The 13,345-nt window shown below is 60.8% G+C and carries 12 protein-coding genes; 11 read left to right on the top strand and 1 reads right to left on the bottom strand.

The window, feature by feature from the left end:
* Position 1 precedes the first annotated feature (1 nt).
* From CVS30_RS15595 to miaA, 11 genes are all read left to right on the top strand, one after another.
* A complete protein-coding gene (locus CVS30_RS15595; RefSeq protein ID WP_110486479.1) occupies positions 2-1,693 on the top strand; it encodes a ribonuclease J in 1,692 nt (563 codons plus the stop codon).
* Between the two features lie 137 nt (positions 1,694-1,830).
* On the top strand, positions 1,831-4,746 hold the full coding sequence (locus CVS30_RS15600; RefSeq protein WP_110486480.1) for an FtsK/SpoIIIE family DNA translocase: 2,916 nt from the start codon (positions 1,831-1,833) through the stop codon (positions 4,744-4,746).
* Positions 4,747-4,798: 52 nt separating this feature from the next.
* Complete coding sequence (gene pgsA, locus CVS30_RS15605) at positions 4,799-5,410, top strand: CDP-diacylglycerol--glycerol-3-phosphate 3-phosphatidyltransferase (protein ID WP_110486481.1); 612 nt, start codon at positions 4,799-4,801, stop codon at positions 5,408-5,410.
* Positions 5,411-5,412: 2 nt separating this feature from the next.
* Positions 5,413-5,919, top strand: a complete 507-nt coding sequence (locus tag CVS30_RS15610; RefSeq protein ID WP_110486482.1) for a CinA family protein — start codon at positions 5,413-5,415, stop codon at positions 5,917-5,919.
* Between the two features lie 136 nt (positions 5,920-6,055).
* A complete protein-coding gene (locus tag CVS30_RS15615) occupies positions 6,056-6,496 on the top strand; it encodes a helix-turn-helix domain-containing protein (protein ID WP_110486483.1) in 441 nt (146 codons plus the stop codon).
* Between the two features lie 123 nt (positions 6,497-6,619).
* Positions 6,620-6,841 (top strand): DUF3046 domain-containing protein, encoded by a 222-nt coding sequence (locus tag CVS30_RS15620; RefSeq protein WP_110486484.1) that lies wholly within the window; start codon positions 6,620-6,622, stop codon positions 6,839-6,841.
* A 338-nt stretch (positions 6,842-7,179) separates the two neighbouring features.
* The gene (gene recA / locus CVS30_RS15625; RefSeq protein WP_110486485.1) at positions 7,180-8,232 is read left to right on the top strand and encodes a recombinase RecA; all 1,053 of its coding nucleotides are present in this window, start codon (positions 7,180-7,182) and stop codon (positions 8,230-8,232) included.
* 8 nt (positions 8,233-8,240) lie between these two features.
* Positions 8,241-8,768 (top strand): regulatory protein RecX, encoded by a 528-nt coding sequence (locus tag CVS30_RS15630; RefSeq protein ID WP_110486486.1) that lies wholly within the window; start codon positions 8,241-8,243, stop codon positions 8,766-8,768.
* 82 nt (positions 8,769-8,850) lie between these two features.
* Positions 8,851-10,194, top strand: a complete 1,344-nt coding sequence (locus CVS30_RS15635; RefSeq protein ID WP_110486487.1) for an aggregation-promoting factor C-terminal-like domain-containing protein — start codon at positions 8,851-8,853, stop codon at positions 10,192-10,194.
* A gap of 133 nt (positions 10,195-10,327) precedes the next feature.
* Positions 10,328-11,863 carry a tRNA (N6-isopentenyl adenosine(37)-C2)-methylthiotransferase MiaB gene (gene miaB / locus CVS30_RS15640; protein WP_281268088.1) on the top strand — a complete coding sequence of 512 codons (1,536 nt, stop codon included), beginning with the start codon at positions 10,328-10,330 and terminating at the stop codon, positions 11,861-11,863.
* On the top strand, positions 11,860-12,801 hold the full coding sequence (miaA, locus tag CVS30_RS15645) for a tRNA (adenosine(37)-N6)-dimethylallyltransferase MiaA (protein ID WP_110486489.1): 942 nt from the start codon (positions 11,860-11,862) through the stop codon (positions 12,799-12,801). The genes miaB and miaA overlap by 4 nt, the downstream gene beginning before the upstream one ends.
* A gap of 295 nt (positions 12,802-13,096) precedes the next feature.
* On the opposite strand, the gene CVS30_RS15650 is transcribed toward miaA, so the two are convergent.
* Positions 13,097-13,345, bottom strand: a 249-nt coding sequence (locus tag CVS30_RS15650) for an HNH endonuclease (protein ID WP_146233381.1), incomplete at its 5' end; no start/stop codon positions are given.

Consider the following 13,345-nt stretch of genomic DNA (forward strand, 5'->3'; position numbering starts at 1 on the left):
CATGACCCAAATTGCTGAGCCGGGACTGCGGACCCCGCCAGAACTGGCCAAGGGCACCCTGCGCATTGTGCCATTGGGTGGCATCGGCGAAATCGGCCGGAACATGACCGTCTTTGAAATGGACGGAAAACTGCTCATTGTTGACTGCGGTGTGCTCTTCCCCGAGGAAGATCAGCCCGGCGTCGACGTCATCTTGCCGGACTTCTCTTACATTGCGGATCGAATCGATGACGTGGTGGGCCTAGTGCTCACACACGGTCACGAGGACCACATCGGCGCCGTGCCATACCTGCTGCGCCTCCGCAACGACATCCCCGTGATCGGCGCCCAACTGACGCTGGCGTTTGTGGAAGCCAAGCTCATGGAGCACCGCATCAAGGCCGTGACGACGGTCGTTCGGGAAGAAGAAGTGGCACAATTTGGCCCCTTCGAATGCGAATTTGTCGCCGTCAACCACTCCATCCCGGATGCCTTGGCCGTGTTCATCCGCACCGAGGGCGGCTCCGTACTGCACACGGGCGACTTCAAAATGGATCAGCTGCCGCTCGACGGGCGCATCACCGATCTGCGCCACTTTGCCCGGCTGGGCGAAGAGGGAGTGGACCTGTTCCTCGTGGACTCTACGAATGCTGACGTCCCTGGCTTCACCACAAGTGAAGCCGAGATTGGCCCCACCCTTGAGGTGTTGTTTGGCAAGGCCAAAAAGCGCATCATCGTGGCCAGCTTCTCCTCCCACGTGCACCGCGTGCAGCAGGTCCTCAACGCCGCCGTGAAGCACAACCGCAAGGTCGCCTTCGTGGGCCGCTCCATGGTCCGCAATATGGCCATCGCCGAGAAGCTGGGCTATTTGCACGTGCCTAGCGACGTCGTGATTGACCTGAAGAACGTCGGCGGCCTCCCGGATCATGAGATTGTGCTCATGTCCACGGGGTCTCAGGGAGAGCCCATGGCCGCGCTGTCCCGGATGGCGAGCGGCGATCACAAGATCTCCGTGGGCACCGGCGACACCGTCATTCTGGCCTCCTCGCTGATCCCGGGTAATGAAAATGCTGTCTTCCGGATCATCAATGGCCTGCTCAAGCGTGGCGCCGAGGTGATCCACAAGGGCACCGCCAAGGTGCACGTCTCGGGACATGCCGCCGCGGGGGAGTTGCTGTACTGCTACAACATCCTGACGCCTAAAAATGTTATGCCCGTGCACGGAGAGACTCGCCACCTCATCGCCAACGCCAACATCGCCATCTCCTCGGGCGTCCCGGCCGAGAACGTGCTCCTGACCGATGACGGATCCGTCATCGACCTCAAGGACGGTGTGGCCAGCATCGTGGGCCAGGTCGAGTGCGGCTTTGTCTACGTCGATGGCAATAGCGTCGGCGAAATCACCGATGCCGACCTCAAGGATCGCCGCGTGCTCGGCGATGAGGGCTTCATCTCCATCATCACGGTCGTGAATCGCGCCACAGGAAAGATCGTCTCCGGGCCCGATATCCACGCCCGTGGTGTGGCCGAGGATGATTCCGTCTTTGACGAGATCAAGCCCAAGATCGCTCAGGCGCTCGAGGAAGCGGTCCTAGCCAACAGCGATCACAGCAACCACCAGCTCCAGCAGGTGGTGCGCCGGATCATCGGCACCTGGGTCAACCGGAAATTGCGCCGCCGCCCCATGATCATCCCGGTGGTTTTGGAGGCGTAGCACCCACGGGCTCCCACCGTGGCGGCGCTGGCGCGTCGTCACGGTGGGGCTCTCGGGCGCGTGCTCCCACCCGTGACCACGGGTCCTTCAGCGGCCAAATCCCTAGGATTTTAGGCAGTTGGCGGTACCTTTAAGGTATGGCGACTCGTTCTACTTCCGCCCGTTCGTCCACCGGTCAGAAGGGCAGCACCTCTTCGCGCGCCCCCAAGACCACCAAGACGCCGGTCTCCCGCAGCAAACCTTCCGCTTCCGGGCAGGAGGTTCACTTGGTGTGGCCGGTTCGTGTTGCCGTCTCGTTTTGGCAAGGCTTTGGCCACCTTGTGGGTGCCGCCATTCGACGCATGGGTACCGACAAGGGTGCCATGCCGGCCGAGGAACGCCGTGATGGCGCAGGACTGTTGTTCTTCCTTTTGGCGTTGGTCACCGCAACCTTTGAATGGTGGGGTCTGACAGGTCCCCTGGCCGACAGTGTGCGCGGCATCTTCCAGGGCAGCTTTGGCTGGTTCTCCGTCCTTCTGCCGCCCATGTTCCTCATCTTCTCTGTATTGGTCTTCCGCCAGCCGAGCAATATGTCAACGAATAACCGGGTGGCCCTGGGGTTCTCGATCCTGACACTGGCCGGTTGCGCGCTGGCCCATGTGGCCGCCGGGAACCCCAACATCAGCGATGGCTTCGCGGGTATTAGCGCCGCCGGTGGCATGGTGGGCGTGCTCAGCGGCGGGCTGGTGGCCAATCTTGGCTCAGTCACCTCGCTCATCGTGTTCTCACTCGTGGCTTTCGCGAGTGTTTTGGTCCTGAGCAACACGCCCGTGCGGCATATTCCGGCCCGTTTGCGCGGCATTTACGAGAAGCTCATGGGCACCGAGCCCGGCTATTCCGACGGGGCCCTGCCCAACGGCCACGACCAAAGCTACCTCTACGAGCATGCCGCTGAGAGCAAGAAGCCGCGGAGTTTGCGCGCCCGGCAGAAGGCTGCCCGTGAGGCCGAGGACGAGTTTGAGGACGTCGTCGGTACCGAGGCCTTTGCCACGCCCATTATTGAATTGGACGACGACGGAGCTCCCATCCCAGCGTCAAAGTCGCCTTCCCTGCGCCCCGGGGTCCGCCGCCCCACACGGGATCAGCTGGCCGCCGACAAGATCAAGGCCCGCCAGGGTCTGCCCACCTCCTCGGATGTTTTCGATGTCGCCGCCGACGGAGAGCCTGTCACCGAGGCCATTGGCGTCATCGCCTCTCCGACCGGCCGGGCTACGGCCGGCGCTGGCGTGTACGACTTCGATGCCGCTGCGACGCAGGCCATGCCAGCCCCGCCGCTGGCCCCACCCACACCTATCCCGGCTCGCTCCGAGCAGCTGCTGCTCTCGGGCGATGTCACCTACACGCTGCCGGATTCCGAATTCCTTCCGGCGGGCCCTCCCGGCAAGGACGCAACGGAAGCCAACGACACCGTCGTGGCCGCGCTGACCGACACGATGCAGCAATTCAATGTCGATGCGAAGGTCACCGGCTTTAGCCGTGGACCGACCGTGACCCGGTACGAAATTGAGCTCGCACCCGGCACCAAGGTGGAGCGTGTGACGGCGCTGAGCAAGAACATCTCCTACGCCGTGGCCTCCTCGGATGTGCGCATCCTGAGTCCCATCCCGGGGAAGAGCGCCATCGGTATCGAGATCCCCAACGCCGACAAGGAAATTGTGGTGCTCGGTGACGTGCTGCGCTCGGCCAATGCCCGGCGCACCGAACACCCCATGGTCATGGGTGTTGGTAAGGACGTCGAGGGTGGCTTTGTCGTGGCCAACCTGGCTAAGATGCCGCACCTGCTCGTGGCCGGTGCCACGGGTGCCGGTAAGTCATCGTTTGTGAACTCCATGATTGTCTCGATCCTCATGCGGGCCACCCCGGATGAGGTGCGGATGGTCATGGTTGACCCCAAGCGTGTGGAACTGACCGCCTATGAAGGCGTGCCGCACCTGATTACCCCGATCATCACCAACCCGAAGAAGGCCGCCGAGGCGTTGCAGTGGGTCGTGCGCGAGATGGATCAGCGCTACGACGATCTGGCCAACTACGGCTTCAAGCACATCGACGAATTCAACAAGGCCGTCAAGGCCGGCAATGTGCACCCGCCGGTCGACTCCAAGCGAGTCGTGCGCCCTTACCCGTACCTCTTGGTCATCGTGGACGAGCTCGCCGACCTCATGATGGTGGCCCCGCGCGACGTGGAAGACTCCATCGTGCGCATCACCCAGCTGGCCCGTGCGGCAGGTATCCACCTGGTGTTGGCTACGCAGCGTCCGTCCGTGGATGTTGTCACGGGTCTGATCAAGGCCAATGTGCCCTCCCGCATGGCATTCGCTACCTCCTCGGTCACCGACTCCCGCGTGGTCCTGGATCAGCCCGGTGCCGAAAAGCTGCTGGGTCAAGGTGACGCCTTGTTCCTGCCCATGGGCAAGTCCAAGCCGGTCCGTGTACAGGGCGCCTGGGTCACCGAGGCCGAAATCAAGGCCGTCGTGGATCACGTCAAGGGTCAGCTTAAAGCCACCTACCGCGAGGATGTCGCCGCCGAGGCACCCAAGAAGGTCATCGAGGATGACATTGGCGACGACATGGATGTGCTGTTGCAGGCCACCGAACTCGTCGTTACAACACAGTTTGGTTCCACCTCGATGCTGCAGCGGAAGCTGCGCGTTGGCTTCGCCAAGGCCGGTCGCCTCATGGATCTGCTTGAGTCCCGTGGCGTCGTGGGGCCCTCGGAGGGTTCCAAGGCTCGCGACGTGCTGGTCAAACCCGACGATCTGGCCGAGACTCTCGCCGCCATCCGAGGCGACGGGGGAGCGGGCGGCGGATCCGCCGTCGGGCCTTCTGCGGGACTGCCCGCCGCACCGACCGTTGACCCGAAGATTGCCGCCCTGTCCGAGAACGCCAACGCCAATCATGGCTGGGGCGGGGACCTCGTGGCCGACGATTTGGCGAGCCGCCCACAGGCCGTCGACTACAACGACGGCGCCGATGACGAGGACGGTGAGGACGCATGGTCCTTGACCGGTCGCTAGTCGAATCTCACATAAATGTTCTCTGGGCCCTATTTACAGATAGCCTTGGGCTGTGAGTGAATCGGTGGCGCCACGCCCTTCGAACTGGAATCTTCCCAACGCTTTGACGCTTTTGCGAATTGTCTTGGTGCCGTTCTTTGTCTGGTCCTTCGTGGCCGACGACGGCGACTATGGGCTCTTGCGCTGGATTTCGGTGGTCATCTTTGTCATTGCCATCTACACAGATAAGCTCGACGGCGACATCGCCCGGGCGCGCGGGCTCATCACGAGCTTTGGCAAGATTGCCGACCCCATCGCCGATAAGTTGCTCATTGGCTCCGCGCTGATCATGCTCTCGGCCATGGGTGAGCTGTGGTGGTGGGTCACGATCGTGATGCTGGTGCGTGAAATCGGCATTACGCTGCTTCGCTTCGTTGTGATCCGTTACGGAGTCATGGCCGCCTCCAAGGGTGGAAAGCTCAAGACCGTCATGCAGACCGTCGCCATCTTTGTGTACCTTTTGCCGGTGACGCCTGCCACGAGCTGGCTCTCCTTGCTGGCGCTCATCATCATGCTGGCGGCCCTGGCCGTCACAGTTGTTACGGGAATTGACTACCTCGTGAAGGCCTGGCAGTTGCGCGCCGCCGGTCGTTCGGGACTTAACTCAGGTTCGGCCAAGGGCTAATCATGCTGACACAAACACGGCTGGCGGAAATCGTTGCGGCCGCCCGCGAGGCAGACATTACCGTCGCCACGGCAGAGTCCTTGACCGGTGGATTGTTGGCGGCAACGTTGGTGCAAGTCCCCGGATCCTCGGCGATGTTGCAGGGCGGGATCATCGCCTACCAAAATAGTATTAAGGAACGTCTTCTAGGAGTTTCCGCGTCATTACTGGAAACTCAGGGTGCTGTTGATCCTCAGGTTGCCTGCGCCATGGCTCTGGGTGCCTGCTCCGCAGCCGGGGCACGCGTGGGAATTTCCACGACCGGGGTAGCCGGGCCGGAACCTCATCAGGGCAAGGAAGTTGGCCATGTGTACCTCGGTGTGGCCTTTGACGGTGAGGCGAAATCCTATGAATATCACTTCCTCGGCGACCGCGAAATGATCCGCATGCAGGCCACGCAGGAGGCGATTTCGTTGCTTGAGCAAGTCATTAATGCCGCTCGGGAACAAAAGTTGTCATCCAATAGTTAGTCATAGTGAACCCAAAAGGTTCCTTTCCCCTCTAGGATGGGAACACCTAACGGGCGCAGTGTTTGACGGAACATCCGTCAGAGACTGGAAGAGCAAACATTGTTTTAGTGATCTAACAAGGAGTAAGGCGATACCAATGGTGAAACAACCCGTATCCGTAAACGGCGTGGTGCGCTGGCGGGATGTGGGTTTGGCAGACGAAAAACCGCATCAGCAGAAGGAGCGCAAAATGGTGGTACTACGCCATGAAATTGGGGACGTTCTGCGAGATGTGCGTCAGCGTCAGGGCCGCACACTCCGTGAAGTCTCACACAACGCACGTGTCTCTCTTGGCTACCTGAGCGAAGTGGAGCGCGGACAGAAGGAAGCATCTTCAGAGCTGTTGGCTTCCATTTGTTCTGCACTAGAAGTGCCGCTGTCACTCATGCTCCGTGAAGTGAGTGATCGTCTGGCCATCGCCGAAGGCGTGGCTATCCCGGACACTGTTCCCCAGGAATTCTCTGCCCGCTACGGCAGGGACCTGAACGAGGAACTCTCCGATGAATTGAACAAGGGCTTAATGTCCAACGCTTTCTAAGCTTGCTGGCTCCGTACAAGCCGCAATAAAACTGGATCTCACCTATTTTTGGTGGGGTCCAGTTTTTTCTGCCCAAGGCGGAGCCGTCGGCCGACCTGGGATCCAGCGTGCAAGAATGATGGCGTGCGACTAAGCGAATTTTGGCGATTGATGGACGATGAGTTCAGCCCCTCCTACTCCCGGGTTCTGGCCCGCGATCTCGTGCTCGCAGGCGTCGGCGGAAATACGGCCAGCGATGCTCTGCGCGCAGGATTTGATCCCAAGGAAGTATGGATCGAGGTCTGCAAGATGCAAGATGTCCCGCCATCACGGTGGCTGGGTAAGGACATCGCACCCAAAAACTAAGTTAATTCCTCCGACACGCCCATAAAACTAGGCCATTGGCTCGAATATCTGTTCGATCAAATCTATACTAGATTCTATGCTGCAGGGTGGGCTCCTAAAAAGTTGTCCACAGATTTTGGCTTGGGGCACGGATACGGCAGACAATGTCAGACCCTTGAACTAGCGTTTTAGTTAACGCAACAAGCCTGCCGGAGTACCTTTCCGGAAGGACACACCGGGAAACCGGCGAAGAACAACAAAATTGCATGTGCATTGCATCAAACCACTAACCGTGTGCTGCGCCAACCGCGTAGTGACAAGGGGCCGGAAACGGCGCAAAGGAAAGACCGAGGTGAATCATGGCCGCTCCCGCAGACCGTGAAAAAGCGCTGGCAGCAGCACTGGCCCAGATCGACAAGCAGTACGGCAAGGGCTCAGTCATGCGCTTGGGTGATGACGTCCGTGCGCCCATTGAAGTGATTCCCACCGGTTCCATCGCCTTGGACGTGGCTCTCGGCATTGGCGGCCTGCCTCGCGGCCGTGTCGTAGAGATCTATGGACCGGAATCCTCCGGTAAGACCACCCTGGCACTGCACGCTGTTGCCAGTGCACAGAAACTCGGCGGCATCGCGGCGTTCATCGATGCCGAGCACGCGCTCGACCCGGAATATGCGGCCAAGCTCGGTGTCGACACCGACGCCCTCCTCGTCTCTCAGCCGGACACCGGTGAGCAGGCCTTGGAAATCATGGACATGTTGATCGGCTCGGGCTCGCTCGATGTCATCGTCATTGACTCCGTGGCCGCCCTCGTTCCGCGTGCGGAAATTGAAGGCGATATGGGTGATAGCCACGTTGGTCTGCAGGCCCGCCTCATGAGCCAGGCGCTCCGTAAGATTACCGGTCGCCTGAGCCAGACCAAGACCACGGCGATTTTCATCAACCAGCTGCGTGAAAAGATCGGTGTGTTCTTCGGCAGCCCCGAAACCACCACCGGTGGTAAGGCGCTGAAGTTCTACGCTTCCGTGCGACTGGACATCCGCCGCATCCAGACCTTGAAGGAAGGTGCTGACGCCGTCGGTAACCGCACTAAGGTCAAGGTCGTCAAGAACAAGATGGCTCCGCCCTTCAAGATCGCCGAATTCGACATCATCTATGGTGTGGGTATCTCGCGTGAAGGCGGCATCATCGACATGGGCGTCGAGCACGGAATCGTCCGAAAGTCGGGCTCCTGGTACACCTACGAAGGCGATCAGCTGGGTCAGGGTATGGAAAACTCCCGTCGTTTCTTGAAGGACAACCCGGGGCTTGCCGACGAGCTGGAACGCTTGATCAAGGCCAAATTGGGTGTTGGGCTGAGCCCCGAAGCGGAAGCCGAGGCTAATCCCAAGCTCAAGGCCGTTGACGGCTTCTAATAGCTGCTATGACTACCGCACGATCAGCACGAGAAGCTGCCGTCGTCGCCAATCCGGCGGCGGCGGCCAGGGACATCGTGCTGCGCCAGCTGACGCACTCGCCCAAGAGCCGCCTGCAGCTACGCCAGAAACTCATCGAGCGTGAGATTCCCGAGGATGTTGCCGACTCGGTGCTCGACCGTTTCGAAGAGGTTAAACTCATCGACGACGCTGAATTCGCTCAGATGTGGGTTCGGAGCAGGTCGCAATACAAGTCCCTCGCGCGGGGAGCGCTCAAGCGTGAACTTGCGGAGAAGGGCATCGATCCAGAGCTGGCCCAACACGCCCTGGAGCAAGTCGATGACGCTACGGAACGACAACAAGCAATCGACCTTGTACGCAAGAAACTCCGCGGCTCGATCGATCTCAGCGAACGCAGCGAACGGGACAAGTACACGCGCCGTTGGGTCGCCATGTTGGCACGTAAAGGCTTCAATCCTTCCATGGCCTTCGAAGTGACTAGCACCGTCATCGACGAGTATCTCCAAGAGGCTTAGCCAGAAGCGGTATGTCGGGCACAGCGTGCGGATACGCACTTAAGCTGCGCCCGACTATCGTAAACGGCTATGCTAACGGCATATGACTAAGCAACTGTTTCCTCTTCGCCGCCTCCTGGCCGTCTCCATGACGGCCGCTTTGCTGCTGGCGTCCACAGTTGTCACCCCTGCTTCCGCGGATGACGCTGCGCCCTCCGGGTTCCCCAGTTGGTCGGATGTGGAGAAGGCCAAGGGTGACGCCGCAGCTACCGCAGCCCAAGTTGCGAAAATCTCCAACCTCTTAGATTCCCTTGAGGCTGAAGCCGGCACACTCGGTGACGCAGCCGTGAAAGCCGGGGGAGCGCTAGCCGCAACCCAGGCCAAACTCGATGCCGTGACAGAGAATGTCAACGTACTTAGCGCCCAGTCGCAGCGCGCTGCCTCCGAAGCCGCTGAGTATAAGAAGGCCGCCGTGGCTATTGCGGTCCAAAGCTATAAAAACGGTGGAACTGGGCTGGGAGTATTTTCCACGCTCTCCGCCCTAGAATCTCCGCAGAGCCTCAATGGCGTTGAAATGCTTAACCAGGTCGGCGAGCGGGCGGCAGTGAAGCAATCACAGGCCCTCGAATCCAAAGCCACCGCAGAGTCTCTCGAGAAGACGCGCAAGGCCGCCGTTACCGCCCAAGCCGAACTGACCGGGCAGGCGCAGACCGCACGCACCGCCGCCGTCGCCGCACAAGATGCCGTGATGACCCGCCTAGCGGAACAAAAGACGCAAAGCGCCACCTTGGTAGAGCAGCTGGCCTCTCTTAACAACACCTCTGTCGCTACCGAAATGGAATACCGAAAAGGTCAGGAAGCACAAGCCGCCTATGAGCAGGTACAGGCAGCGAAACGACAGGCTGCGGCCGATGCGGCTGCGCGCGCAGCTGCTGAAGCTGCCCAACGCGCAGCCGATGAGGCCGCCCAGGCAGCTCAGCGGCCCAAACCCGTCGCCCCAGCACCGCAACCCGTCGTACCAAATCCCGCACCTGCGCCTGCACCCGCACCGGCCCCTGTCGTTCCGGCTCCTGTCGCACCGGTGGCACCTAACCCCGGTGGCTCGGTGGACCCTGGGGTGCCAGGCGGAGCCGTTAATGATCCTGCAGGGGCCAAAGCTTATGCCGCGGCACGGCTTGGTGCCTTTGGTTGGAGCCAAGGCGAGTTTCAATGTTTGAACCTCTTATGGGAACGCGAATCGAACTGGCGCACCAATGCCACAAATCCTTACAGCGGTGCCTACGGGATTGCTCAGGCATTGCCGGCGAGTAAATATGCTGAGACCGGGGCAAGCGACTGGCTTACCAACTACCGCACGCAAGTCGACTGGGGCCTGGGCTACATCAAGGGCCGTTACGGTTCCCCTTGCGGTGCGTGGGCACATTCGGAAGCCATCGGCTGGTACTAGCGCGTGTCAGGGGCGAGCTCGGTCTATAGCTCGGACGGTTTAGCGCTTCGACGCCGCTAGGTCTTAAGGTGGTTCAGTGAGCCCGATTCAAAACAGCGTTGATTCTTCCGCTTCCAGTCTTGTTAGCCCCGTCGTGACCGTTCCCGGACAGCCCCGGACCTATCAGGTGCGCACCTATGGCTGCCAAATGAACGTGCACGATTCCGAGCGTATGGCCGGTCTTTTAGAGACCGCCGGGCTTGTGGCCGTTGAAGAGGCTGGCCCCGCCCGTGTCGTCGATGCCAACGGAGACGCCGTGCCCGACGTCGTAGTCTTCAATACCTGTGCCGTTCGTGAAAACGCTGACAACAAGCTCTACGGCAACCTCGGCATGCTGGCCCACATTAAGGAAAGCAATCCCGGTATGCAGATCGCCGTGGGCGGCTGCCTCGCGCAGAAGGACCGCGACACGATCCAAAAGCGCGCACCCTGGGTCGACGTCGTGTTCGGCACCCACAATGTCGGCGCGCTGCCCGTCCTACTAGAACGGGCTCGCCACAACAGGGACGCCGAGATGGAGATCCTCGAATCACTTGAGGTCTTTCCCTCGACCCTGCCCACGCGTCGTGATTCCGTGTACGCCGGCTGGGTCTCCATCTCCGTTGGCTGTAACAACACGTGCACATTCTGCATCGTGCCTTCCTTGCGCGGCAAGGAACGCGACCGCCGACCCGGAGAAATCCTCGCCGAGGTGCAGGCCCTGGTCAACGACGGCGCCATCGAGGTCACGCTGTTGGGTCAAAATGTGAATTCCTACGGCGTGGAGTTTGGCGACAAGCTCGCCTTTGGGAAGCTACTCCGGGCGTGTGGGGAGATTGAGGGGCTCGAGCGTGTACGCTTCACAAGCCCGCATCCGGCCGCGTTCACCGACGACGTCATCGAGGCCATGGCCGCGACACCCAACGTTATGCCACAGCTGCACATGCCGCTGCAATCGGGATCCGACAAGGTCCTCAAAGACATGCGCCGTTCTTACCGTTCGAGCAAATTTCTCGGCATTCTGGACAAGGTGCGCGAGATCCTCCCGCAGGCCGCTATTTCCACCGACATCATCGTGGGCTTCCCCGGCGAGAGCGAGGAAGATTTCCAGGCCACGCTTGACGTCGTTGAAAAGTCCCGATTTGCCACCGCCTTCACCTACCAATATTCCAAGCGTCCCGGCACACCAGCCGCTGATTTGCCCGATCAGCTGCCCAAGGAAGTCGTTCAAGAACGCTTCCTGCGATTGACGGCCCTGCAGGACCGGATTGCCGCCGAGGAAAACGCCAAGCAAATTGGCCGCGAGGTTGAGGTCTTGGTGACAGCAACGGCAGGGCGTAAAGCCGCGCAGACTAATCGTTTGTCGGGCCGAGCCAAGGACCAGCGCCTCGTGCACTTCAGCGTTCCCGAAGGCGCCGAGACACCTCGACCCGGAGATCTCGTGACCGTGACTATTACCGAGGCGGCCGCCTTCTACCTCGTGGCAGATCCTGCCAGCGTGGCCGACTATTCCTTGCGCCGGTCTCGTGCCGGCGACGCGTGGGATCTGGCGCAGGCAGAGTCCTGCGGTGTTCCCACCGGGGGAACGTCCGACGGCGTGAAGCCTAAGGTCAGCCTCGGGATGCCCTCTCTTCCGGTGCGCACCGCGTGAGCGCTTCGTTAGCGCAGGAGCAGTCACTGCCCGTAGTGGCGGTCGTGGGTCCCACCGGTTCGGGCAAGTCGGAATTGACGCTGCAGTTAGCAGAGCACTTTGACGGTGAGGCCATCAACGCCGACTCTATGCAGTTCTACCGCGGGATGGATATCGGCACCGCCAAGTTGCCGCTGGCAGAGCGTCGCGGAATCCCGCACCACCTCATGGACTTTCTCAGCGTCCGCGAAGACACCACGGTGGCCGCGTTCCAAACCATGGCACGGGAGGCCATCGCCGATATTCGTTCGCGAGGCAAGCTCCCCATCTTGGTGGGCGGCTCGGGACTGTATGTCCGTGCGGCCATCGACGTCCTAGAGTTCCCGGGGACAGATTCTTCCATTCGTGCCCGGCTGGAAGCTGAGCTGGCCGACGCTGGGATTGAAACACTAGCGGCCCGCTTGTCGCTTGTGGATCCTGTCTCCGCCGCCCGTGTCAGTGATGGCAAGCGCGTCGTCAGGGCCCTAGAAGTCTTTGAGCTCACAGGGCGCCCCTTTAGCTCGTTCATGCCTGAACGCGACTACCTCAGTCCGACCGTGCAAATCGGGCTCAATGGCAACCGCGCTGAGCTTCACGATCGTTTGGCATCCCGCGTGCACACCATGGTGGAGCAGGGCCTCCAAGACGAAGTGCGGGAGCTGATCCCGGAAGGGCTTCGCGAGGGGCGCACGGCGCAGAAGGCGCTGGGCTATCAGCAATTCCTGCGAGTGATCGATGGCGAATCAACCGTGACCCAGGCCAGCGAGGAAACCATCGTGGCCACGCGCCAATTCGCCCGACGCCAGCTCACCTGGTTCCGTGCAGACCCGCGGGTGCACTGGCTCGACTGGGGACAGCAGGATCTCCGCGCCGCTGCTATTGCCCTCGTGAGTGAGACGAAAGCAGCAGCTTCCGCCTAGGTGTGTGGGGTGGCAGTAGCCTGAAGGCGACTCGCGAATCTGATGGGTTCTGGAGCCGTGGTGTGTCCTCAGCGTGTTGAACGTCAGATGATTAGCGTCCGAGTCTTATCTATGGCAGCTGGTCTTCAGTGGCTTTAGCGGCCGCCCTTGCTCTGTCTCTTACGGTTCAGGTGATCCGTTCTAGATAAGCCGATGGTCAGCGTGCTTAGTGTCTTGTGTCGAAGTAAATCGTGTGTCGAATAGCGGGTTCTGGTCTTTGGGCTGGGGCTCGTTGTTTTGTTGGTGGGGGTGGGTTTTAGTTCCAGCCTTGGCCGCGGAGGGTGGGGTAGTTCGGGCGGGGTAGTCCGTGGTGGTAGGTGTTGCGGCGGGGTGTTTCACTGGGGTCGAGGAGGTAGGGGGCGGTGAAGAATGGTGTGCCCTGGATGAGTTGCATGCTCCAGTCGGTGTGGTGAAGGAGGGAATGGTGTCTGCTACAGAGTAGGGCGGCGTTGTTGATGTTGGTTTCGCCGCCGTGTTGCCAGGGAATGATGTGGTGCGCTTCGCA

Origin of the sequence: Arthrobacter psychrolactophilus, assembly GCF_003219795.1 — a bacterium.
GTDB classification, from domain to species: Bacteria; Actinomycetota; Actinomycetes; order Actinomycetales; family Micrococcaceae; genus Specibacter; species Specibacter psychrolactophilus.